Source organism: Arthrobacter sp. zg-Y20 (assembly GCF_030142075.1).
Classification (GTDB): domain Bacteria; phylum Actinomycetota; class Actinomycetes; order Actinomycetales; family Micrococcaceae; genus Arthrobacter_B.
On sequence record NZ_CP126241.1, the window covers coordinates 2111112 to 2134878 of the forward strand.

The 23767-nt window shown below is 66.9% G+C and carries 19 protein-coding genes; 6 read left to right on the forward strand and 13 right to left on the reverse strand.

What is annotated here, in order from left to right:
* Positions 1-69: 69 nt before the first annotated feature.
* Both QNO06_RS10100 and QNO06_RS10105 read right to left on the reverse strand, forming a co-directional pair.
* On the reverse strand, positions 70-1545 hold the full coding sequence (locus QNO06_RS10100) for an HNH endonuclease (RefSeq protein WP_227911521.1): 1476 nt from the start codon (positions 1543-1545) through the stop codon (positions 70-72).
* Between the two features lie 203 nt (positions 1546-1748).
* Complete coding sequence (locus tag QNO06_RS10105; RefSeq protein ID WP_227911522.1) at positions 1749-3002, reverse strand: CapA family protein; 1254 nt, start codon at positions 3000-3002, stop codon at positions 1749-1751.
* Positions 3003-3118: 116 nt separating this feature from the next.
* On the opposite strand from QNO06_RS10105, the gene QNO06_RS10110 reads away from it, so the two are divergent.
* On the forward strand, positions 3119-5143 hold the full coding sequence (locus QNO06_RS10110) for a M3 family metallopeptidase (RefSeq protein ID WP_227911523.1): 2025 nt from the start codon (positions 3119-3121) through the stop codon (positions 5141-5143).
* A 74-nt stretch (positions 5144-5217) separates the two neighbouring features.
* Here QNO06_RS10110 and pgsA read toward each other — a convergent pair whose 3' ends face one another.
* From pgsA to QNO06_RS10135, 5 genes are all read right to left on the reverse strand, one after another.
* Complete coding sequence (pgsA, locus tag QNO06_RS10115; RefSeq protein ID WP_227911524.1) at positions 5218-5838, reverse strand: phosphatidylinositol phosphate synthase; 621 nt, start codon at positions 5836-5838, stop codon at positions 5218-5220.
* A 3-nt stretch (positions 5839-5841) separates the two neighbouring features.
* Entirely contained in the window at positions 5842-6423 is a 582-nt protein-coding gene (locus QNO06_RS10120; RefSeq protein WP_227911525.1) for an HIT family protein, read from the reverse strand.
* A gap of 15 nt (positions 6424-6438) precedes the next feature.
* Positions 6439-8445 (reverse strand): threonine--tRNA ligase, encoded by a 2007-nt coding sequence (gene thrS / locus QNO06_RS10125; RefSeq protein WP_442860132.1) that lies wholly within the window; start codon positions 8443-8445, stop codon positions 6439-6441.
* Between the two features lie 84 nt (positions 8446-8529).
* On the reverse strand, positions 8530-11958 hold the full coding sequence (locus QNO06_RS10130) for a DNA polymerase III subunit alpha (protein ID WP_227911527.1): 3429 nt from the start codon (positions 11956-11958) through the stop codon (positions 8530-8532).
* A gap of 18 nt (positions 11959-11976) precedes the next feature.
* The gene (locus QNO06_RS10135) at positions 11977-12288 is read right to left on the reverse strand and encodes a DUF6504 family protein (RefSeq protein ID WP_227911528.1); all 312 of its coding nucleotides are present in this window, start codon (positions 12286-12288) and stop codon (positions 11977-11979) included.
* Positions 12289-12626: 338 nt separating this feature from the next.
* On the opposite strand from QNO06_RS10135, the gene QNO06_RS10140 reads away from it, so the two are divergent.
* A complete protein-coding gene (locus tag QNO06_RS10140) occupies positions 12627-13211 on the forward strand; it encodes a hypothetical protein (RefSeq protein ID WP_227911529.1) in 585 nt (194 codons plus the stop codon).
* On the opposite strand, the gene QNO06_RS10145 is transcribed toward QNO06_RS10140, so the two are convergent.
* The 4 genes from QNO06_RS10145 to QNO06_RS10160 all read right to left on the reverse strand — a co-directional run bounded on the left by QNO06_RS10145 (position 13208) and on the right by QNO06_RS10160 (position 17685).
* The gene (locus QNO06_RS10145) at positions 13208-14815 is read right to left on the reverse strand and encodes an MDR family MFS transporter (protein ID WP_227911530.1); all 1608 of its coding nucleotides are present in this window, start codon (positions 14813-14815) and stop codon (positions 13208-13210) included. The genes QNO06_RS10140 and QNO06_RS10145 overlap by 4 nt on opposite strands.
* A gap of 24 nt (positions 14816-14839) precedes the next feature.
* The gene (locus QNO06_RS10150; RefSeq protein ID WP_227911531.1) at positions 14840-16552 is read right to left on the reverse strand and encodes an MDR family MFS transporter; all 1713 of its coding nucleotides are present in this window, start codon (positions 16550-16552) and stop codon (positions 14840-14842) included.
* 158 nt (positions 16553-16710) lie between these two features.
* Positions 16711-17283: a DUF2087 domain-containing protein gene (locus tag QNO06_RS10155; RefSeq protein ID WP_227911532.1), complete on the reverse strand. Its 573-nt coding sequence runs from the start codon at positions 17281-17283 to the stop codon at positions 16711-16713.
* A gap of 63 nt (positions 17284-17346) precedes the next feature.
* On the reverse strand, positions 17347-17685 hold the full coding sequence (locus tag QNO06_RS10160; RefSeq protein WP_227911533.1) for a chorismate mutase: 339 nt from the start codon (positions 17683-17685) through the stop codon (positions 17347-17349).
* Between the two features lie 116 nt (positions 17686-17801).
* On the opposite strand from QNO06_RS10160, the gene QNO06_RS10165 reads away from it, so the two are divergent.
* On the forward strand, positions 17802-18344 hold the full coding sequence (locus QNO06_RS10165; RefSeq protein ID WP_227911534.1) for a VOC family protein: 543 nt from the start codon (positions 17802-17804) through the stop codon (positions 18342-18344).
* Here QNO06_RS10165 and QNO06_RS10170 read toward each other — a convergent pair.
* Positions 18341-19117, reverse strand: coding sequence for an SOS response-associated peptidase (locus tag QNO06_RS10170; protein ID WP_227911535.1), 777 nt, complete (start codon positions 19115-19117; stop codon positions 18341-18343). The two genes, QNO06_RS10165 and QNO06_RS10170, sit on opposite strands and share 4 nt — an antisense overlap.
* 156 nt (positions 19118-19273) lie before the next feature.
* Here QNO06_RS10170 and QNO06_RS10175 point away from each other — a divergent pair, with 156 nt between their 5' ends.
* Positions 19274-19498, forward strand: a complete 225-nt coding sequence (locus tag QNO06_RS10175) for a mycoredoxin (protein WP_227911595.1) — start codon at positions 19274-19276, stop codon at positions 19496-19498.
* Here the strand turns inward: QNO06_RS10175 and QNO06_RS10180 are convergent.
* A complete protein-coding gene (locus tag QNO06_RS10180; protein WP_227911536.1) occupies positions 19495-21720 on the reverse strand; it encodes an MMPL family transporter in 2226 nt (741 codons plus the stop codon). The genes QNO06_RS10175 and QNO06_RS10180 overlap by 4 nt on opposite strands.
* 234 nt (positions 21721-21954) lie before the next feature.
* On the opposite strand from QNO06_RS10180, the gene QNO06_RS10185 reads away from it, so the two are divergent.
* On the forward strand, positions 21955-23040 hold the full coding sequence (locus QNO06_RS10185; RefSeq protein ID WP_227911537.1) for an S-(hydroxymethyl)mycothiol dehydrogenase: 1086 nt from the start codon (positions 21955-21957) through the stop codon (positions 23038-23040).
* Positions 23037-23681 (forward strand): MBL fold metallo-hydrolase, encoded by a 645-nt coding sequence (locus tag QNO06_RS10190; protein ID WP_227911538.1) that lies wholly within the window; start codon positions 23037-23039, stop codon positions 23679-23681. Before QNO06_RS10185 ends, QNO06_RS10190 begins: the two co-directional genes overlap by 4 nt.
* The last annotated feature ends 86 nt before the right edge of the window (positions 23682-23767 follow it).

Below are 23767 nucleotides of genomic sequence, written 5' to 3' on the forward strand. Positions count from 1 at the left end.
AGGTGCTGCAGCGTAAACCGTCACCCCCGCCCGCAGCGTTAGCCATGACGGCACCCCTGACACCTCTCCTCATTCCGTCTCACCGGGCAGCGGAGGCGCTGTGGAACGGTAACGGCGCCGGGTGGGAGTGGTGATCTCGACGGTGTGCCGTGGCGGGGAAGCCGTAGCCGGCAGACCGGCGCCGTGCTTTATCACCACCGACTTCCATCCCGGTGCCTCCTTCGCCTGGTTGCAGGACTCGCACAGACCCTGCAGGTTGCCGGCATCGGTGCTTCCTCCGGCACGATGAGGCTGAATGTGGTCGCGGTGGCGGATGGGTGCGCCGCACCACGGGGTGCGGCAGAACTGGTCCCGGGTTTCGATGAACCGGGCCAGGGATTCCGGGGCACAGCGCGCTTTGGAATCCATCCCGATCAAGTCACCTGTTGCCGGAGCCGTATACAGCCGCCGGAGCCAAAGCCCCGGTGATTGTTCCCCGCCGTCGGAGCGGCCCCGGGCAGACAATTCGCCGCCCTGCCGGGCCTTGCCGGTTGCTGCTGCAGCGGCCGTGCCAACGGCATCGCGCGCCCACATGGCCGGAACGATCCCGTATCCGTTCATGTGCGCCGGCTCAGCGGATCCGCTGAGCAGCGTTCGGTCGGTCATGACCAGTTGGACTTCCAGCGGCACGCGGTCAGCCCGTGAGAGGCCGGTAATGCGTTCCACCATGGTGTCAGCCATGATCTGTCCCCGGCCTCTCGTGTCGCCGCGTGCCCGCAGCGAGTCCGCTTCACGGCTCAGTGCTGCATACACGGCTACCCCTTGCGCGACCGGCAGCAGACCGGTCACATACGTCATGGTGTCCGGCGCCGGACGGCAGGAAACGTACCGGTCGGCCTCCGCCTTCGCTGCCCGGCGGACGATGGCCTGCTGGTCGATGCGGTAGGTCAGTTTCCGGATCCGGGCGATCAGCCGGCGGTCACCCAGACCCTCCAGCTCCGCAGGATCCCCCGCGATGTCCTTATCCACCAGCCGCCGGTCCTCCACGGACAGGCAGGCGGTCTCCCGCACCAGCAGGGTGGCCCGCCACTCGCTGATCCGGCCTTCGGACAGAGCCTGCAGGGTGCAGGGCATTTCCTCAATCAAAGCGTTGGCGAAACCCAGGATCCGCCCGCCCCGGGCCGGTGATTCCCTGCGGGCCAGCGCGATCTGGGCACCCACTCCCCTGCCTTGCTGCTCGCGGGGCATCCCGGCCCGCGCATGCGCCCGGCGGATTGATCCGTCAAGCGCGACGGCGACCCTCGCCTGGGCAGCGCTGGCGGCCGCTTTTAGTTCCTCCAGAACGCGAAGCTGATCCACCAGGCCGGCATCTGCCTCACCGCCTACCGCAGACAAAGAGGCGGGGCTAGACAACCTGCGGATCCAACCGGAAACGGTGCCTACGGACACCGCCCCGGACACCGCTACGGATACCGCCCCGGAAACCGGGATGGGAGCCGCATTGGGCTGGTCCACCGCGGCCGGTACCTCAGCAGCCGCCCCTCGAGAGATTGATGATTCGAACATGTGTTCGAGTTTATGGAGTGGGCCAGGCATTCCGACCCAGATACTTTTCCTTGTTCACAACGCCGCAGACGCACTGTCCTGTGGAGGCAGAGACCCTCCGAGCCTCCCGCACTCCCCGCGTACCTCCCAGCCTCCCCGCGTACCTCCCAGCCTTCCCGCGTACCTCCCGTCCGCCCCGTCCGCCCCGCCCCGCGCTTCCCCCGCTACTTTCCCGACCCCTCCCGCGACACCAACCACTCGTGCGCCCCGGCGCCGGCCGCCCCCAGGGACTCGACCACCGAAACAGTCCGAGCCCGGACGGCTTCGCGCTGCCCGGCCGGAGCGCACTCCCCCTGCGGCAGGTCCGCAGCCACTGAGCACCAGCGGTACGGGTCACGGACAATGACCGACGGCGCCCAGGCCAGATCACTCACGGACCACGCGCCGCCGTCGCGGGCGAACTGGGCCCGCACTATCAGGCCCTCGTTGTTCACGTCGTACCATGGCGAAAGTTCCGTGACGGCGTTGCCCAGGCCGTAGGCAATCCAGGTGCCGTTGTAGTTTTCGATGGGCAGCACGGAGTGGGTGTGGTGGCCGTAAACGAAGTCGAACTCCCCGCTGTCCGCGAGGGCATGGGCGGTTTCCACCTGCTCGCTGTTGGGCACGGACGCGTATTCCTCACCGGCATGGATGGCGCCCACGACGACGTCGGCCCCCTGGGCGCGTGCCAGCCGCGCCTTGGCGATCATCGCCTCGGCATCAAGCAGATCCACCTGCCACGGATACTCAGCTGCCAGCCCGTTCAACCCGTACGTCGCCTCGATGACCGCCACCTTGCCGGCCGGAGCGGACAGGATCATCGGCCGGCCCGCCTCTTCCTGCGAAGCGTAGGACCCGGTGTGCGCCAAGCCGAGCGAATCCAACACCCCCAGCGTGCGGTTCAGCCCCGCCGCGCCCGCATCAACTGTGTGGTTGCTGGCCGTCGTGCAGGCCCGATAGCCGACAGCGGCCGCTGCAGTGAGGATCTGCGGGGGCACGTTGAACATCGGATAACCGGAATACGGGCCGCCGGGTTCGGCCACGGGCGTCTCCATGTGGCAGACGGCCAGGTCCGCTGCGGCAATGTAGTCCGCCTGCCCCGCCAGCAGCGGTTCGAAGTCCAGCGGGCCCTTCCCGGTGGCGGCGGCGTCGGCCGCGGCCTGGTCCCACAGCTGCGGATGGACCAGCAGGTCCCCGGCCAGCATCAGCGAGAAGCAGTCCGCGGCCGGGCACGCGGGCCCTTTGCCGGGGATGGCGGGAGCAGCGGTTGCCGCGGGCGACGACGACGCCGGCACCACACGCTCCCCCTCGCCGTCATCCCCGTCCTCCGCGGCCATGCAGCCGCCCAGCACCAGGGCAACCAGCAGCATTCCCACCGTCGCCGCCGCAACCCGGCTCGAACCAAGGCCAGAGCTCCCCACACGTTCGTTGCGTTTCATGGATCCCCCAGGGAATATGCCCCCAAGCCTGCGACTGCGGGCAGCGGGGAATCGGCCCGATCTTACGGGAGGGTCACATTGGTTTGGAATAGGCCGGTGTGCCAGTCTTGGGCCTTATGGACACCCCTTTCCTCACTCCCAGCACCCTCCCGTATCAGCTGCCCCCGTTCGCGCAGATCACCGAGGACACCTTCCTGCCCGCCTTTGAGGCCGGCATCGCCGAACATGCCGCGCAGATCGAGGCCATTGCGGACAACCCGGCGGCCTCCGATTTCGCCAACACCATCGCCGCGCTGGAAGCTTCCGGGCAGCAGCTCGGGCGCACCGCCGTCGTCTTCTTCACCCTGTGCGCCGCCCACGCCACCGAGGGCGTGCAGCGGATCCAGCAGGAAATCGGACCCCGGCTGGCCGCCCACGAGGATGCCATCTACCTGAACCGGCAGCTTTTTGAACGGGTAGAGGCCGTCGCCGGACAGGTCGACGGGCTGCACGCCGAACAGTCGCGGCTGGTCTCCGAATACCGTCGCCACTTCATCCGTGCCGGGGCGCAGCTCGACGACGCCGGGCAGGCGCGCATGCGGGAACTGAATGCGCGGCTTTCCGAACTGGGGACGGAGTTTTCCCAGCGGCTGCTGAAGGACACCAACGATTCTGCCCTGGTAGTGGACACCGCTGCCGAGCTGGCCGGGCTCTCCGACCACGACATAGCTGCAGCGGCCTCGGCAGCCAACGAGGCAGGGCATGAGGGCAAGTATTTACTCTCCCTAGTGCTGCCCACGCCGCAGCCCGCCCTGTCCTCGCTGACCAACCGGGAGACCCGCCGCCGCCTGCACGAAGCCTCCCTGCGGCGCGGCTTTCGCGACAATGACCGCAACACCCTGTCCGTCGCGGCCGAAATGGCTGCGCTCCGGGCAGAGAAGGCAGCCCTGCTCGGTTTCGCGAACCACGCGGAGTACGCCACCGACAACCAGACGGCCCCGTCCCTGGACGCCATCCACGAGATGCTGGACAAGCTGGCGCCGGCCGCGGTGCGCAATGCCCGTGCCGAAGCCGAACTGCTGCGCGAAGCGGCACGCCGCGACGGCCATGAGCTGGCAGCCTGGGACTGGGCCTTCTACTCGGAGCAGGTCCGCAGGGAGAAGTTCGACGTCGACCTTGCCGCCCTGCGCCCGTATTTCGAACTTGAGCGTGTCCTGCACGACGGTGTTTTTTATGCCGCCAACCGCCTGTACGGGCTGACCTTCACGGAACGCACGGATCTGGCCGGCTACCACCCCGATGTCCGGGTATGGGAAGTCCATAACGCCGACGGCACCGGGCTGGGCCTGTTCCTGGGCGACTACTACACCCGCGATACCAAAAACGGCGGGGCCTGGATGAATTCCCTGGTGCACCAGTCGCGACTGCTGGAGGAACCGCCGGTGGTCATCAACAACCTGAACATCTCCAAGCCGGCCGCGGGCGAACCCACCTTGCTGACCTTCGACCAGGTGGTGACCGCGTTCCACGAATTCGGCCACGCACTGCACGGACTGTTCTCTGACGTGACCTATCCGCAGTTCTCCGGCACGGCGGTGCCGCGGGACTTTGTTGAGTACCCCTCCCAGGTGAACGAGATGTGGATGCTGTGGCCGGAAGTGGTGGCCAACTTCGCCCGGCACCACGTCACCGGTGAGCCGCTGCCGCAGGACGTCATCGACAAGGTCCTTGCCGCCTCGACCTGGGGCGAGGGCTTCTCCACCACCGAATACCTCGGTGCCACGCTGCTGGACCTGGCCTGGCATGAACTGGCGCCCGGCGACACCGTGGAAGACCCCGAAGCCTTCGAGGCACGTGCCCTGGCCGCCGCGGGAGTGGACCTGGATCTGGTGCCCCCGCGCTACCGCACCGGCTACTTCAAGCACATCTTCGCCGGCGGCTACGCGGCGGCGTATTACGCCTACATTTGGAGTGAAGTGCTCGACGCCGACACGGTGGAGTGGTTCAAGGAGAACGGCGGCCTGACCCGGGAAAACGGGGACCGGTTCCGGACCGAGCTGCTCTCGCGCGGCAACAGCATCGATCCGCTGCAGGCTTTCCGGAACTTCCGCGGCCGTGACGCGGAAATCCAGCCGCTGCTGGACCGCCGCGGACTGGCCTAGGAGTTCCAAGGGCCGGCAGACGCAAAGGGCGGAACCGGTTCACCGGTTCCGCCCTTTGAACGTCTGCAGCCCGGTTAGGCCGCCGGGTTGTTCGTCCGCGCCTGCTTGGCGACGGCGTGCATCCGCTGGCCGATGGTCACGCAGCTGGCCAGGGTCAGCAGGACCAGCACCACCAGCAGCAGCACCTCGGGGACGCCCAGGCCCACGAGCCCGGTGGCCACCAGCAGGGAGACCAGCCGTTCGGCCCGCTCGGCAATACCCACGTTGGCGTTGAAGCCCAGGGACTCTGCCTTGGCCCGGATGTAGGAGACAAGCATTCCCGCGACCAGGCACAGGACGGCCATGATGCCGATGGCATCGTTGCCGCCGCCGGTGAAGAACCAGATGGCCACGCCGGCAAACAACGCACCGTCGGCGAAGCGGTCCAGTGTGGAGTCCAGGAACCCGCCCCAGCTGCCCTTGCGGTCCAGCTGCCGGGCCATGATGCCGTCGATGACGTCGGAGAAGATGAACGCCGTAATGAAGATGGTGCCCCAGAAGAGTTCACCGAGCGGATAGAAGACCAGGCCGCCGATCATCACTCCGAGCGTCCCGGCAATGGTGACCATGTCCGGGGTGACCCGGTGGCGGAGCAGCCAGGTGGCCATCGGGGTGAAAACAGCAGTGAAGAATCCCCGTGCGTATTTGTTGAGCACGCGTCAGTCCTCGCTGTCCCGGCCGGAGCCGCCTGCGGGCCATGCGTCGGCTACCTGCCGGCGCACCTCGCCCAGGGTCTGGGTGATGGCCTTGGTTTGCGCGATGATCGGCAGGAAGTTTCCGTCCCCGCCCCACCGCGGCACAATGTGCTGGTGCAGGTGCGCGGCAATGCCGGCGCCGCCGGTCTCGCCCTGGTTCATGCCCAGGTTGAAGCCGGAGGGGCCGGACACCTTCCGCAGCACGCGCATCGCGGTCTGCGTCAGGGCCGCAATTTCCGCGGTCTCCTCCGGGTCAATGTCCGTGTAGTCCGGCACATGCCGGTACGGGCAGACCAGCAGGTGGCCGGCGTTGTACGGGAAGAGGTTCAGGATGACGAAGGCATGCTTCCCGCGGTGCACAATCAGCGATTCTTCGTCCGTCCGCCCCGGTGCCGCGCAGAAGGGGCAGGACTCTTCTGAGGAGACCTGCTTCTGTCCGCCCTTGATGTAGGCGAGGCGGTGCGGGGTCCAGAGCCGCTGGAACGCGTCGGGAACGCCGGCGAGTTCAAACGTGTCCGTTATTTCCGTGTCGTCTGTTTCTGCCATGGTGTTCCCGCCGCCCTACTTGTCGTGGTTCCGGACGGCTTCGACAATGCGCTTGACGGCCTCTTCAACGGGCACGCCGTTGTCCTGGCTGCCGTCGCGGAAGCGGAAGGACACGGCGCCGGCCTCGGCATCGTCGCCGCCGGCAATCAGGACAAACGGGATCTTGTCCTTGGAGGCCGTGCGGATCTTCTTCGGGAAGCGGTCGGTGCCGGTGTCCACCTGGGCACGGATGCCGTGGGCCTTGAGCTTGTCGACGACGTCGAACATGTAGTCGTTGAACGCTTCGGCAACGGGGATGCCGACCACCTGGACCGGAGACAGCCAGGCCGGGAACGCACCGGCATAGTGCTCGGTCAGCAGGCCCATAAAGCGTTCCACGGAGCCGAACAGGGCACGGTGGATCATGACCGGGCGCTGGCGGCTGCCGTCGGCGGCCTGGTATTCGAGCTCGAAACGCTCGGGCAGGTTGAAGTCCAGCTGGATGGTGGACATCTGCCAGGTACGGCCAATGGCGTCGCGGGCCTGCACGGAAATCTTCGGGCCGTAGAACGCGGCTCCGCCCGGGTCCGGGACCAGGTCCAGGCCGGAGGCTTCGGCTACCTCGGCGAGGGTGCGGGTGGCTTCTTCCCACACCTCATCTGAGCCGACGTACTTCTCGGGGTCCTTGGTGGAGAGCTCCAGGTAGAAGTCGTCCAGGCCGTAGTCCCGAAGCAGGTCCAGAACGAACTTCAGCGTGCTGGTCAGTTCGTCCTTCATCTGCTCGCGGGTGCAGTAGATGTGGGCGTCGTCCTGGGTCATGCCGCGCACGCGCGTCAGGCCGTGAATGACGCCGGACTTCTCGTAGCGGTACACGGAGCCGAATTCGAACAGCCGCAGCGGCAGTTCACGGTAGGACCGTCCGCGGGAGCGGAAGATCAGGTTGTGCATGGGGCAGTTCATCGGCTTCAGGTAGTAGTCCTGGCCGGGCTTGGTGACCTCGCCGGTCTCCGGGTCGGTGACCTCGTCCACGTGCATGGGAGGGAACATTCCGTCCCGGTACCAGTCCAGGTGGCCGGAGACCTCATAGAGGTGGCCCTTGGTGATATGCGGGGTGTAGACGAACTCGTAGCCGGCCTCGGTGTGGCGCTGGCGGGAGTAGTCCTCCATGGCCTTGCGGATGATGCCGCCCTTGGGGTGGAACACCGGCAGGCCGGAGCCCAGCTCATCCGGGAAGGAGAACAGGTCCAGTTCGGTGCCCAGCTTGCGGTGGTCGCGGCGCTCGGCCTCGGCCAGGCGTTCCTGGTAGGCCTTCAGGGCGTCCTTGGTGGGCCAGGCGGTGCCGTAGATGCGCTGCAGCTGCTGGTTCTTCTGGTTGCCCAGCCAGTAGGCGGCGGCGGAGCGGGTCAGCGCGAAGGCGTTGGAGATGAGCTTCGTGTTGGGGAGGTGCGGGCCGCGGCACAGATCACACCAGACGGTCTCGCCGGACTTGCGGTCCACGTTGTCGTAAATGGTGATCTCGCCGGCGCCCACCTCGATGTTCGCGCCCTCGCCTGCTTCCTCGGCGCCGTCCTTCTTGCCGAGCAGCTCCAGCTTGTACGGCTCGTTGGCCATCGCTTCGCGGGCTTCGTCTTCGCTGACCACGCGGCGCACGAATTTTTGGTTCGAGTTGATGATCTTCTGCATCATCTTCTCGAGCGTCTTCAGGTCTTCGGGGGTGAACGGCTCGGCGACGTCGAAGTCGAAGTAGAAGCCGTCCTTGATGTACGGGCCAATGCCCAGCTTGGCGTCCGGGCGCAGCTGCTGCACGGCCTGGGCCATCACGTGGGCGGTGGAGTGGCGCAGGACGTTCAGTCCGTCTTCGGACTCGATGGTGGCTGATTCCACCACGTCACCCTGTTCCAGCGGGGTGTCCAGGTCCTTGAGGACCGAGTTCACGCGCATAACGACGACGTCGCGGCGTTCGAAGAAGAGCTGCGCACCGGTGGTGCCAGTATCCACCGTGGTCTCTTCGCCGTCGACGATGAGGGTGAACTTCTCTGGCACTGACACGTTGTCTCCTAGATTTGTTTGTACGGGGTCTGCGGCACGGCCTGGACTCGGCCGGCTCCTTCTACGCCCGTACCGATGTTATCCGCTGCGCTTGTGCCCCACCAACATGCCGCGCTGGGAAACCGGCAGCGGAAGCGAGCCTGTGTCCGCCAGATTCCATGCTTCCAGCGCCTGCAGGCTGATGCCGCGGGCACCCGTGCGGCGGGTCAGGCCGCGGATCAGCAGCAGTTCCGTGCCGAACAGCAGCGGGCCGGCTTTCTCCTGGGCTTCGTGGAAGAACGTGCAGTCAACGCACCCGGTGCCGTCGTCAATGCTGATGAAGACCACACGGCGGCCCCCGCGCATGGGCGGGGTTTGTGTGGCCACCCGGATCCCGGCCACCAGCACCTCGGTGCCGTTGCGCAGGTCCATCAGAGCCTCCGCCTGTGTGACTCCCAGCCGCTTCAGCAGCGGGCCGTAGCTTTCCATCAGGTGCGCACTGACGTCCACGGACAGCAGGTCCAGTTCGGTGCGGACCTTCTCACGCAGCCCCGGTTCGGGCAGCTGGTGGCGCAGGTTCTTCAGCTCGGTGTCCCCCAGCGGCAGGGCCAGCTGCCCGGGAATCGGATCATGCTTGCGGGAGGCGGACTTGGCCGGGGCGGCGTCCAGGTACTGGATCAGGTCCGCCCGGCTGCCGGCCGAGCCGGTCTGCCTGCTGAGCGAATCAAAGGCGCCGAGCTGGGCCAGCCGGCGCAGCGTGGGCCGGGAGACCCGCGCCCGGGCCCGCAGGTCCGCCAGGGAATCATAGGGCTGCCCGGCGGCAATGCGCCGAAGCTCAACGGCGGAGAGCCCGTAGATCCCGGCCAGGGACAGCCGGATGCCCAGCTTTCCCTCTTCGGTCCGCTCCACCCGGTACTGCTCCCCGCTCCGGTTGATGTCCAGGGGCAGGATGGGGATGCCCATCCGCCGGGCTTCAGCCACCAGCAGCCGGCGGGGATACATACCGGGATCATGCTCGAAGATCCCGGCCAGGAAGGCCGCCGGATGGTGCGCCTTCAGCCAGGCCGACTGGTAGGTGGGCACGGCGAAGGCCGCCCCGTGGGCCTTGCAGAAACCGAAGCTGCCAAAAGCCTTGAGCGTGTCCCAGACCTTGTCGATGGTCTCCTGCGTGTAGCCGCGTGCCGCGGACTTGCTGCGGAAGTACTCTTCCACCCCCGGTTCTGCCGCTTCATTGCCCAGCAGCCGGCGCAGCTCATCTGCCTTGGCCAGGCCGCAGCCCGTAAAGACGTTCAGGGTGCGCAGCACCTGTTCGTGGAAAACGGTGACCCCGTGGGTTTCCGCCAGTACCGGGCGCAGCGCCTCGTGCGGGTACACCTCCGGGGAAAAGCCGTGCCGGTGTTCCAGGAACGGGCGGACCATGTCGGATTTCATGGGACCGGGGCGGAACAGGGAGATATCGATAATCAGGTCATTGAACTCCCGCGGAGCGAGTTTGCCCACCAATTCGCGCTGGCCCGGGGATTCAATCTGGAAGCAGCCCAGGGTGTGGGTGCTGCGGATCAGCTCGTAGGTTGGTTCGTCGTCGAACGGCACGGCATCCAGGTTGATTCGGCCGCTGGGTTCGATGAACTCCGGATCCGGGGCATCCGGTGCCTCCCGGTGCCCGCCGGCGGCAATCACTTCCTCACGCGAGGAATGCACGCGCACCACCTCGCGCACGGCAAAGGCCATGGCGCTTTGCATCCGCACACCCAGCACGTCCAGCTTGAGCATGCCCATGGGGTCCATGTCGTGCTTGTCGAACTGGGACATGGGCAAGCCCAGTCCGCTGGGCTGCACCGGGGTGCGGTCCAGCAGGGACTTGTCCCCCAGGATCACCCCGCACGGATGCATGGAGATGTGCCGGGGCAGGCGGTCCAGCCGTTCGGTGAGATCTACCAGCAGGTCCAACTGCTTGTTGTTTTCCACCTGGCCGGAGATTTCGCGCAGTTCCGGTTTTTCGGCGAGCGCCTCACGGAAGTTGCGCGCCGAGAAGCGCCACAGCTGCTTGGCCACGGCTCCGATGTCGGCTTCATCCATACCCAGGGCCAGTCCGGCGTCTCGCACCGCTCCGCGGGCCCGGTAACCGTTTTGCATGCTCATCAGCGTGACCCGTTCGGAGCCGAAGCGTTCGAAGATGCGGTGGTACACATTGTGCCGCTCGGCGCTTTCGACGTCGATGTCGATGTCCGGCAGCGTGGAGCGGTCCCGGGAGAGGAAGCGTTCAAAGATCAGGTCGTGGTCCAGCGGGTTGACGTGGCTGACTCCCAGCAGATAGTTCACCAGCGAGGAGGCGCCCGAGCCGCGGGCCGCGGCGCGTACCCCCATTCCCGTGATCATGGCCGAAACTTCGGCGACCGTGAGGAAGTAGGAGGCGAAGCCGAGCCGTTCAATGATGCCCAGTTCGTGTTCGAGCCGGTTGCGCATCTGGACCTCGGCGATGGAGTCCTGCACGCGCAGCCGGCGGGTGATCCCCGCTTCGCAGCGTTGGCGCAGTTCCGTCATGGGTTCGGCGGTGATGCCGATCACCGATGCTTCCGGCACCACTGGCTGTTTCCAGCCCATGTCCGCCACCGGGTCAATCCGGCAGTCATCGGCGAGCGCCGCAGTGTCAGCCAGCATCCGTGCCGCTCCCCCGGAGCCGTAGCCCGCTTCCGAGCTGATCTCCCGGGCAAGTGCCGTCATCTGGCGTGTGCCCTTGAGCCAGCCCTGCCCGTTGGGCTGGAGGTCAGGGAGCCGGGACAGCGAGGTCAGCGAGCGCGCGGCGTCGAGCACGTCAGCGGTGGCGGCGCCGTCCTCATCCACGTACCGCGCGGCGTTGGTGAGGATGGCGGGTACGCGCATCTCATCGGCCAGCCGGAACATCCGCACCGCGTGGGCGAGGCTGAGGTTCTCCCCCGGCGGGGCCAGGTGCGTCACCACCTCGACGGCGAGCGCCCCCGCAGGGATCAGCGAGCGCCAGCGGGCGAAGAGGGTACGCGCCACGGCATAGCTGCGGCTGCGCATGGCAACGCCGACGTCGGACTGCGGGCCTACCAGCACCGTCAGCACCGGCTGCCCGGCCTCCCCTATGGGAGTTCCGTCTTCTGCCAGTGTTCCCCGGGCATGGGCGGCCAGCTGCTCCATGGTGACGCCTACGGGTTTGCCGGTGCGTGCCCGGGAAGCCGAGGTGCCGGCGTGGGCTGCGGAGATCAGCCGGCACAGGGCACGGTAGCCGGCGCCGCCGTTGGATCCGCGGGCCAGGAGAACCACCCGGCCCGTGACGGTGTTGTGTTCGTCCAGGACGGCGAGGTCCACTCCCACAATGGGGTCGATTCCTGCCTCCATGCAGGCGCGCAGATGCTTGACGGTGCCGTACAACCCGTCCCTGTCGGTGCAGGCGAGGGCATCGGCGCCGTCGGCAGCAGCGGCAGCGGCCATCTCCTCGGGCCAGGACACTCCGTAGTGGGCGCTGAAGGCAGTGGCTGCGTGCAGGTGGATAAAGCTCATGGGGTTGGTGCTGTCCCCTCAGGCACTGGGTCTCAGTGCGTCATGGATCCGTATCAGGCGCCAGCGGTCGGTGTTCACGTGGTGCGAGAGGTCCAAGGTGCGCAGCTCGGAGTGTTCACTGACACGGGCCTGAACCCGCCAGATCTCGGTATCCACCAGTCCGGCGCCGTGGCCGCGTTCGGCCCGGGTTTCCTCTTCCCACCAGTTGCGGCGTTCATACCAGCGCACCGGATCAGCGCCCACCTTGTAGGTGTGCCCGCCCCACACCAGCCGCAGGGGCTTGCCCGCGGGCGAGCAAACCACCTCTATTGCTTCGCTGAAGACACCCATTCAGCTTCCCTCCCCGCCCGGCACGTGCACACCGCACGCCGCCATCCCCGCTGGTTTTTACTGGCTGCACTGGTTGCCGGCGGTAGTTTCCCTGTTGGTTTCCTTGGTGGTTTCCCTGTTGGTTAACAGCCGGCAACTAATTCGAACATATATTCGAACAGCGTCATCTTCAGTGTACGACCAGCGGCGGACAATAGGCACCACGAGGTGCCGGATCCGGTATTTTGGTCCCCGCTGACGGACCGTTCATCCACACCCGGGCAAGGGGTTACGGGCTAAACACGCCCGCCTGGTGCACACTGGTTCCAGATTCCCGTCCCCAACCGATGGAGCCAACCATGGACCCTGCCATGCACACCGGCATGCCGCCCGCCGGACAGCCTCCCCTCCAGGACCCGCAGGCCTCCCAGCAACAGACGCAGCAACAGGCGCAGCAGCAACCCGGTCCGCCGCCGGGGTACGCCGGGGCCTACCAGAACCCGTATAACGGTGCCCCAATGCAGGGAAACCCGTACCCCGGGGCGTCCATGGCTGGAAACCCGTACCCGGGGGCACCAACGGCTGGAAACCCGTACCAGCAATTCCCCCAAGCACCCCGGGAGCGCTTCGGCGGCGGGGCAATCGCCGGCATCGTCATCGTTACCCTCGGCTGGGCCCTGGCCTTGATGCCCCTCATTGTCTGGGCCGGCAGTATGGGCGACTACGCCTATGGTTCCGGCTGGGGCGGCCTTGTTGACCTCATTGCCATCCTCGGCATCCTCACCCTGGTCGCATCCGTAGGCGGTTTTATTGCAGCGCTCCAGAACGGCAGAAAGAAGCTCGCGGCACGGCTGTACATCATTCCCTCCCTGGTGTGGCAGAGCGCCGTGCTGGCACTGATCCTGTGGCTCTTGTACATGCTGTTCACTTACGGCATCTCCTAGGCCTCTTCCTTCGCCTCCACCCGCACTGTTGTGGACAGCGGAATCTCTTTGATGAACAGGCACAGCACCAGGGCTGCCGCCACAATGGGCACGCTCAGCAGGAAGATGGGCGGCAGCGCGTGCCCAAACGCGGCGGCGATAAAGTCCTGCGCCGGTGCGGGCAGGCTGCGCAGCATGGCCGGGCTGAGCGAGTTGATGTCTCCGCCCGCGGCGGCCCCTGCCCCGGGCGGCGCCGCCGCCATTTCGTTGCCCAGCCGGTGGATGAAGATGGAGCCAAACAGTGCAATGCCGAACGAGGCACCGATCTGCCGGAAATAGTTCGCCCCGGAGATCGCTGCCCCCATGTCCCTGCCCGGCACGCTGTTCTGCACAATCAGCACCAGGTTCTGCATCAGCATCCCGATCCCCATGCCCATCACCAGCATCCCCAATGCCGTGAACCCGTACGGCGTCGTATCCGAGATCCGGGACAGCAGGACCAGTCCGGCAATGATCACGGCACAGCCGGCCACCGGATAGACCTTGTACCGTCCCGTGCGCGAGATCAGCTGGCCGGTGCCGATGGAGGTGAGCAGCAGCCCGCCCATCATGGGCAGCATCATCAGGCCCGACTGGGTGGCGGTGGCGCGGTTGACCATCTGCAGGAAGGTCGGGAGGTAGGAAATGGTGGAAAACATCGCGATCCCGACGGAGATGCCCACCAGCACGGGGAGCAGGAAATTCCGGTTGCGGAACAGCCCCAGCGGAAGGATGGGTTCCGGGGCGCGGCGCTCCACCGGGATGAACGCCCCGGCCGCGGCCAGGGTCACGGCTGCCAGGGCAAGGATCTGCGGGCTGGACCAGGCATATGTGGTCCCGGCCCAGGTGGTCAGCATGATCAGGGCAGCGCTGGCCAGCGCCAGCAGTCCCGCGCCGGCATAGTCCAGCTTCGGACGCCTGCCCTCGGGTTTGGGCAGGTGCAGTGAGGCGATCACGACGGCGAGCGCCAGCGCTCCGATGGGCAGGTTGATGTAGAACACCCACCGCCAGGACCAGGCATCGGTGATCCAGCCGCCCAGCAGCGGGCCACCCACGGAGGCCAGCCCGAACGCCGCCCCAATCAAGCCCATGTACTTGCCGCGTTCCCGGGGCGAGACCAGATCCCCCAGGATGGCCTGCGCCCCGATCATCAGCCCGCCGCCGCCGATACCCTGCAGGGCACGGAAAGCGATCAGCTGGCCCATGTTCTGGGACAGCCCGGACAAGACCGAACCGGCCAGGAAAACCGCTATGGCGAAAACGAAGATGCTTTTGCGCCCGAACAGGTCTCCGAGCTTCCCGTAGATCGGCAGGCCGATGGTGGCGGCAAGGATGTACGCGGTCACCACCCAGGACAGATGTTCCAGCCCGTTGAGGTCGCCCACGATGGTTGGCAGCGCAGTAGCCACAATGGTCTGGTCCAGCGCGGCCAGCAGCACCGAGAGCAGCAGGCCCGTGAGGACCAGGCCGAGGTTCCGTCCGGGCTCCACCTCCTCCTGGACGGCCTGCCCGCGGTGCCTGGGCACTGCGGGCACAGGACGGGGCGGTACTGCCGCGATCCGCGGCGTGAGGGCTCTGTGGGACATAGGGGGCAACTCCTGGTTGGCTTCTTATTCCACGTCCGCTTCCACACGGGCGGTTTTGGACAGCGGCTGCTGCACAATGAAGAACGTCAAGATGAATGCCGCGGCCAGGAAGGGCACTCCCAGCAGGAAGATGGGCGGCAGCGCTTCACCGAAGGCGGACTTGATGAAGTCCTGGGCGGCGGCAGGAAGGGCTTTGATGGTTTCCGGGCTGATCGAGTTCGCTCCGCCGGACGCCGGATCCCCGGCTCCGCGAGGCGCCGAGGCCAGCTGGTCATTGAGCCGCTGGATAAACAGCGACCCAAACACCGCAATACCCAGTGACGCGCCCAGCTGCCGGAAATAGTTGGCCGTGGACACCCCGGTGCCCATGTCCGTGGGCGGGACGCTGTTCTGCACAATCAGCACTGTGTTCTGCATCAGCGCTCCGATGCCCAGCCCCAGCACGAACATGCCCAAGGCAGTGAACCCGTACGGCGTCGTACTGGAAATCCGGGAGAGCAGCAGCAGTCCGAGAACCATGACAGCCGATCCGAGGATCGGGTAGATCTTGTACTTGCCGGTGCGGGAAATCAGCTGTCCGGTGCCGACGGAGGTGATCAGCAGGCCCGCCGTCATGGGCAGCATCATCAGCCCGGACATGGTCGGGGACGCGCCGTTGACAATCTGGAGGAAGGTGGGCAGATACGCGATGGACCCGAACATCGCCAGCCCCACGGCCAGCCCCACCAGCGTGCAGATCAGGAAGTTGCGGATGGAGAAGAGCCGCAGTGGCAGCATCGGCTCCTTCGCCCGCAGTTCCACAGGGATGAACACCGCGACGGCAGCCAGGAAAACCGCGCCCAGTGTCAGGATGGTCGGAGAAGTCCACGCGTAGTTGTTGCCGCCCCAGCTGGTCAACAGCACCAGAGCGGCGCTGCCGATGGCCAGCAGTCCCGCGCCGGCGTAGTCCAGGGCAATACCCTTGGCGCTGTTCCGCGGCAGGTGCAGCGCGCCGATGATGACGGCGAGCGCAATGACCCCGATGGGCAGGTTGATGTAGAACACCCACCGCCAGGACCAGGAGTCCGTCAGGTATCCGCCCAGCAGCGGTCCGCTGACCGATGCGATGCCGAAGGCAGCCCCAATCAGGCCCATGTACTTGCCGCGCTCGCGGGCGGGCACAATGTCGCCGATGATGGCCTGCGCACCGATGATCAGCCCGCCGCCGCCCACACCCTGGATGGCCCGGTAGGTGATCAGTTCGGCCATGCTGTGCGACTGCCCGGACAGCGCTGAGCCCGCCAGGAAAACCACAATGGCGAAAATGAAAATGTTCTTGCGTCCCAGCAGGTCACCGAGCTTGCCGTAGATGGGCAGCCCGATGGTGGAGGTCAGCAGGTAAGCGGTGATCACCCAGGACAGGTGGTCCAGCCCGTGCAGGTCACCCACAATGGTGGGCAGTGCCGTGGAAACGATGGTCTGGTCCAGGGCAGCGAGCAGCACCGCGAGCATCAGGCCCGTGAAAATGACGGCAATGCGGCGCCCGGAATGTTCAGGGGACGGCTGCCGGCCGGAGTGCGGGTCCGGGGCGCCCGCGCCTGCGGCCGTTGCGCCGCCCGGGTCCGTTTCCGGGCGGGCCAGCGTCGCACCGGAGTGGGCCGCCAGCGACACGGTACTGACGGGGGCACCCATGGCGCCGGTCATCCCGGCGGCGGGACGGGCTGCTCTTGTGCCACGGGCGGTGAATTGCTCTGCCATGCGCATCTCCTTGGAAGTTTCCGCCGAGTGATGGCAGTCCAGGTGCACTTCCCATTCGACGCCCGCCCTGCCCGCCAAGTCAACGGTCGGCGGCGGCCTCCTATGCCCCCTGTACCGCTGTCCCGGCGACTGCACCTGTCCAGGTGCGGGCGGGAGAGTCAGGCAAATTCCATTCCTTCTGCCGGGCGGGGCCGGGTGAGCCAGTACTGGGTACCGGCCGGATCCCGGGCAACAATGCCCTCGTCGATGAGGTAGCGGCGGATAGCGGCGGGGTCGGAGGTGTAGGCGGCCAGGCGGTGTGTCAGGTCCTTCTCGGTAAGGACCGGCTGGAGCCCCGGCTCCGGCGGCACCGCGTGTTCGAAGACTTCGCCGGCAATCAACTGCAGCAGCTCGAGCCGGTCTGCCCGTTTGCGCGGGAAGGCCTCGATCCGGCCCCGGACCAGGAACCGGCGGGCCGAGGACTCCGGCGGCCGCACACCGGCTGCCAGCAGGTCCCGGAACACTGACGGTGCGGGTTTGGTCCGGTTTCCGTCCACCTGCAGCAGGCCTGCCTGCTGCAGCACCGCCAGCGACTTGGCTTCGTCCGCAGCGAGGTCCGCGAGGTCCAGCGGGGCGCCGTCGTCGGCTGCGAGGACGGCGCGCGCATACAAGCGCAGGCGGCGCGGGTCAGCCAGCGCGGCGGCCACGGGACGCCAGCGGTTGTCACCGGGTGCCGGAGTTGGCCGGCTCACGCGTTTGCCACGGTCGAGGTCATGCGGCCCAACCTACCGGATGTGTGCCGCGGACGGCGGCACCTAGCTGTTGCTGAAGGCGTCCAGCTTGCGCTGGGTTTCCGTTTGGTGCCGGACCTTGAGTTCGTAGTCGATGAAGGCTTCGATCATTGCCTTGTAGGTCCGTTCCACCACGTTGCAGTCGCTGTCCTGCTCCTCGGCGGCGTGCCGGACGTGGGCAATTACTTCTTCCATGCGCTTGGGTGAGCGGACGGCGGCGTCGCTGTCCTTCAGTCCCCCGGCGAGGCGTACCAGCCGCTCCCGGCGCCAGATCAGCGCAACGATTTCCTCGTCGATCTCGTCGATTGCTGCCCGGACATCGTCAAGCTGTCCCGAAACGGATTTCTGCTCAGCTGCTTCCATGCTTAAAGAATATCCAGCACCGGGACAACCGGTGTGCAATTGCCGCTGCGCGGCGGGCCCGGCACTGATTCGCGCCATAATCGGCATTCTTGACCTCTGGATGGGAGGATCAAGACGTGAACCCCCATGTATCCGTGGTGACCGTAGGCGTACGGGACCTCGAAGTGACTTACGCGTTCTATGTGTCCCGGCTGGGCTGGACTCCGCTGCAGTATGTTCCGGAAGAGGTGCTGTTTTTCCAGGTCAACCACGGCCTGGTGCTCTCCTTCTTCCGTGCCGACCACCTCGCGGCCGAAGCCGGGCCAATGGGTGACATCCGTGAGGCGCCCTTCACCCTGGGCCATAACCTGGACTCTCCCGCGGAAGTGGACGCGGTGCTGCACCAGGCCGCAGCTGCCGGCGGGACAATCACCGCCCCGGGTACGCAGATGAGCTGGGGCGGGTATTCCGGTTACTTCACCGACCCCGACGGCGTGCGCTGGGAGGCCTGCCACAACCCCGGGCTATCCGTGGACGACGACGGCCGGGTCACCTTGGTGACCCAGAATCCTGCGGTCCTGGACCGGGAAACCCTCGATCCCGCCGGACCGGACCCGGACCCGGAGGCGGCGGTCGAGGCTGCCTTGGAGGCGTCCGCAGCGAACGGGCCGCGGGGCTAGAAGAGTACGTCCTCGCGTGCCGCGGCCGGGTCCGGCTGCAGTAGGTACGCGCCGTCGTTGCGGACATTCCCCACCCCGTGGTGTGCCTTGCGCAGGTGCCAGTCCGACGCCGCCGCATACGCCTGCCCGGTTGCCGCAGCCAGCAGCGCGGCGGTGTCCGTCCCGGCGAGCGCTGCAGAGTCGAGCCAGGCGGTCATTGCCTCCGGAGACAGGGGCAGCGGCAGCCGGTCATGCAGGCCCGCGAGTTCCCGCAGCACCGGTTCGGCACTGTCCGCCGGCGGTGAGGCGACGGTCAGGATGGAGGTCGAGAGCAGCCACCTGTCCGGGTCCCCCGGGTCCTTCGCCGGATCCCGCCACCATTCATAGAGCCCGGCGAAATAAATGGGCCGGCCGTCGGTCCGGGAAACGTAAAACGGCTGCCGGACCTTGCCGGGACCGGCCATCCACTCGTAGTAGCCGTCCACGGGAACGGCGCAGCGCCGGGCGGCGACGGCGTCACGGAACGTCGGCTTCTCCAGCACCGTTTCGCTGCGCGCGTTGAACGCCCGCACCCCCACCGAGGCATCCTTCGCCCAGCCCGGCACCAGGCCCCACCGGGCCACGTGCACCTGCCGGGCCCGCCGCCCGTCCACCAGGCGTTCGAGCACTACCGGGACGTCCGACGTCGGCGCCACGTTCCAGGAGGCGCGCAGCTCAAGGTTGGCATCCGCCTCTGCTTCTGCTTCGGCCACCAGGTCCGCAGCGGCCCGGGCCATCACGTATCGTCCGCACATGCTTCCAGTGTGCCAGCGGGAATGCCGCCGGCCGGAATAGTGTTGACGCCCCTGACTACTGTTAAAGACAGGCAACCAGTTAAATCGATCGACAAAAGGAGCACCGCCGTGGCCGCCACAGCCGAAGCCTTCACCCCGGAAACCGGGACCATCACCATGTTCTCCACCAGCTGGTGCGGCTACTGCCGCCGGCTGAAGTCGCAGCTGGACCGCGAGGGCATCGGCTACACCGAGGTCAACATTGAAGACGTGGAAGGCACCGCGGACCTGGTTGAGGCGCTGAACGGCGGCAACCAGACGGTTCCCACCGTGATCTTCCCGGACGGCTCCTCCGCCACCAACCCCTCCGCTTCCGAGGTCAAGTCCCGGCTCGGACTCTAGCGCCGCGCCTCCGCGGCTGGCCCGGATCTCCGGGCCAGCCGCGAGGGCCACCAGATCCGGTCTCCGATGTCGTAGGACAGCGCCGGGACCAGCAGCGAGCGCACTACCAAGGTGTCCAGCAGCACGCCAAAGGCGACAATGAAGGCCAGCTGCGCCAGGAAGAGCACCGGGATAACGCCCAGGGCGGCGAACGTTGCCGCCAGCACAATGCCCGCACTGGTAATGACGCTGCCGGTGATCATGAGCCCGCGGACCACTCCCTCCCGCGTGCCGTGCCCAATGCTTTCCTCACGCACCCGGGTCATCAGGAAGATGTTGTAGTCCACACCCAGGGCCACCAGGAAAATAAAGCCGAACAGCGGGACGGCCGGATCCGCGCCCGGGAAGCGGAACACATGGTTGAAGACCAGGGCGGAAACGCCCATGGTGGCCCCGAAGGACAGCAGCACCGTCAGGATCAGCAGGAACGGGGCCAGCAGAGCCCGCAGCAGCAGCATCAGCAGGAACAGGATCACCACCAGCACTACCGGGATGATGAGGTCCCGGTCATGGGCGGCTGCAGCATTGGTGTCGATGGTCGTAGCCGTTACCCCGCCGATCAGCACGTCCCCGATCCCGGCCACATTCCCGCGCATGGCGCTGACCGTCTGTTCGGCGGCGTCCGATTCGGCTGCCTCCTTGAGCGTGGCCTCCAGCAGCACTTTTCCCTCCACCACCTTCGGCGCACCCGAGGTTCCGGGCACCGTTGAGGCCTGCACGCCGTCGGCCGTCACCGGCAGCGTTCCCTCCGGTGTGCCGGTTGCATCCACCACCAGCGCGTCAACACCGGGAGTGGACAGAACCGCCCGGGCAACGGTGTCCAGTTCACTTTCCGGGGCCACAATCAGCGCCGGACTGCCGGAACCGGAGGGGAAATGCTCCCCCAAAACCTGCTGCCCCTCCTTGGCGGAAGTCTCCCCCAGCACAAAGTCGCTTTGCGGCACTCCGGAGGCGCGCAGCTGCAGCAGGCCCGCGCACGCCACCAGCAGCACGACGGCGGGAACCACCCACAGCCGGCGCGGGTGCGCCTTGATACTCCTTGCCACCCGGGGCCAGAACCCCTTGCCTGCGTTGCCGTCCCGGTCCGGATGCGGGGAGCCGAAGGCGGGCCGGCGCGGCCAGAACGCCGCCCGGCCGGTCAGCATCAACAGCGCCGGCAGCAGCGTCATCGCGGCCAGGAAAGAGAATCCGATGCCAATGGCTGCCACCGGACCCAGCGCCTTGTTGGAATTGAGGTCGCTGAGCAACAGGCACAGCAGCCCGGCCACCACGGTGGCGGCGGAGGCAAGCACCGGCTCGATCGTTCCCTTGAGGGCTGCCTTGGTGGCATCCCAGCGCCCCTCGTGGTCCCGCAGGGATTCCCGGTACCGGGAAACATAGAGCAGCGAATAATCGGTTGCTGCGCCGATGCCCAGGATGAACAGGATCCCCTGCACCTGGCCGTTCAGTGTCAGCGCTCCGGCCTTGGCCAGGTAAAAGACCACCAGGATGGCCGCCGACAGGGCGAGGATGGACGTCAGGAGCACCAGGAACGGCAGCAGCGGTGACCGGTAGACCACCACCAGGATCACCAGCACGGCCAGTGCCGCCACCAGGACCAGTGAGGTGTCGATGCCGCCGAAGGCTTCAGTGATGTCCGCCAGCTGTCCGGCCGGGCCGGTGACGTAGCTGTCCAGGCCCGAGGGGATGCCGTCGCCGGCAACGCCGCCCAGATCCTCCACCGTGGTCGCGGCGGCATCATTGTCCTGCACCGGCACAAAGATTTCCGCCGCCTTGCCGTCAGTGGAGAACTGCGGCGGGGATACCTGTCCCGCCACGCCGCTGACCCCCGAAAGTGCGGAGGCCCGTCCGGTGACGAAGGTCCGGTCCGCTTCGGTCAGCCCGTCATTGTTCACATAAACGACGACGGCGGGAATGGCATCGCTGTCCGTGAACTTCTCCTGCAGCGCGGCCACCTGCGTGGATGCCGAGCTGGCGGGCAGATACGAGGTCTGGTTGTTGTCCGCCACTTCGCTGATTTTGCCGAAGTACGGGCCGCCAATCCCGCCCACCGCCAGCCAGGCCAGCACCAGCAGCACCGGCAGCAGGAAGATGAGCCGGCCGGTCCGGCGCCCCGTCCCGGAACGCTTCTTCGGACCTTCGGGGGACGCGGGTACGCTGCTGCCGGACGCTGAGGCGTTCATGGGCCGTCCTTGGGGGGGGTAGGCGGTTCCGCCGGCGCGATGCCGCGCTCGCTGCGGACCTTTTCCGCCTCCCATCGTAGGGCGGGATCGGCGCCGGCGGCAGGCCCAGGCACGGTTGCGCCGGAAGCGGAAGGGTAATTCCCGGCTTCGCTCCCGGCCGAAACGCTTCATAGGATGGAAGGCGGGACGCCGGACATCGGCGCCCCGCCCGAACATCGCAGGAGGCAGCACCCCATGGTCCATAAGGTTCAGGCCGTAGTCGTCAAGGAAAAGAACGCACCCGTTTCGCTGGAAACCATCCTGGTTCCGGATCCGGGGCCCGGAGAGGCCCTGGTGGACATCCTCACGTGCGGCGTCTGCCACACCGACCTGCATTACAAGCAGGGCGCCATCAATGATGACTATCCGTTCCTGCTCGGCCACGAAGCCACCGGCGTGGTCTCCGCCGTCGGCCCCGGCGTCACCGAAGTGGCTCCCGGCGACCGCGTGGTGCTGAACTGGCGCGCGGTGTGCGGCGAATGCCGTGCCTGCCGCAAGGGCGAGCCGCAGTACTGCTTCAACACCGCCAACGCCACCCAGAAGATGACCCTTGAGGACGGCACCGAACTGACGCCGGCCCTGGGCATCGGCGCATTCGCCGAAAAGACGCTCGTGGCTGCCGGCCAGTGCACCAAGGTGGACGACGACGTCGATCCCGCCGCAGTGGGCCTGCTCGGCTGCGGCGTGATGGCCGGCATCGGTGCAGCCATTAACACCGGCGCCGTGCAGCGCGGCGAATCCGTCGCCGTGATCGGCTGCGGCGGCGTGGGCATTGCCGCTGTTGCCGGCGCCAAGCTGGCCGGCGCCACCACCATCATCGCGGTGGACATCGACTCCGCCAAGATCGAGCTGGCCAAGGCCCAGGGTGCCACCCACGGGATCAACTCCAAGGAGCAGGACCCGGTCGAGGCTATCCGCGCCCTCACCGGCGGCTTCGGTGCCGACGTCGTGATTGACGCCGTGGGCCGCCCGGAAACCTATCGGCAGGCCTTCTACTCCCGCGACCTCGCCGGCCGGGTAGTGCTGGTGGGCGTACCGAACCCGGATATGAAGATCGAACTGCCGCTGGCTGACGTCTTCGGCCACGGCGGGTCCCTGAAGTCCTCCTGGTACGGCGACTGCCTGCCGTCCCGGGACTTCCCCATGCTGGTGGAGCAGTACAAGCTCGGCCGGCTGGACCTGGATGCGTTCGTCACCGAGCGCATCGGCCTGGGCGACATCGAAGAAGCCTTCACCAAGATGCACGACGGCAAGGTCCTGCGCTCGGTGGTGGAACTGTGACGTTCCGCATCGACAACGTCGTCACCTCGGGGACCTTCTCGCTGGACGGCGGCACCTGGGACGTGGATAACAACGTCTGGATTATCGGGGACGACGCCGAAGTGATCGTGATCGACCCCGCGCACAACATCGACGCCGTTGCCGAGGCCGTCGGGGACCGCGAAGTCATGGCCATCCTGCTCACGCACGGCCACGATGACCACATCCGCGCCGTCGAGCAGGCCCGGGACCGTTTCAGCGCCCCCGTGTTCCTGCACGCGGCAGACCGGATGCTCTGGGACGCAGTGTTCCCGGACGAGGGACCGGACGACGAGATTGAGGACGGGGACACCTTCGAGGTGGCAGGCCACACCCTGCGCGCCCTGCACACACCGGGGCACTCCCCCGGGTCGGTGTGCTTCTCGCTGGCTGCCGGTGAAGATGTTCCCGAACCGGTGGTGTTCAGCGGGGACACGCTCTTCAACGGAGGGCCCGGTGCCACCGGCCGCTCCTACAGCGATTTCCCCACCATCGTCGAGTCCATCAAGGAACGCCTGCTGACCCTGCCGGCCGAAACCAAGGTGCTGACCGGGCACGGGGACGCAACGTCCATCGCCGCCGAAGGCCCGCACCTGGACGAGTGGATCGCCCGGGGGCACTAAGCCCCTCAGCAGACCCCTGCACCAAGGAAAGGGCATGCCCCGGCTGGAAGGCCGGGCATGCCCTTTTTCGCGTGTCCGGCCTCGCC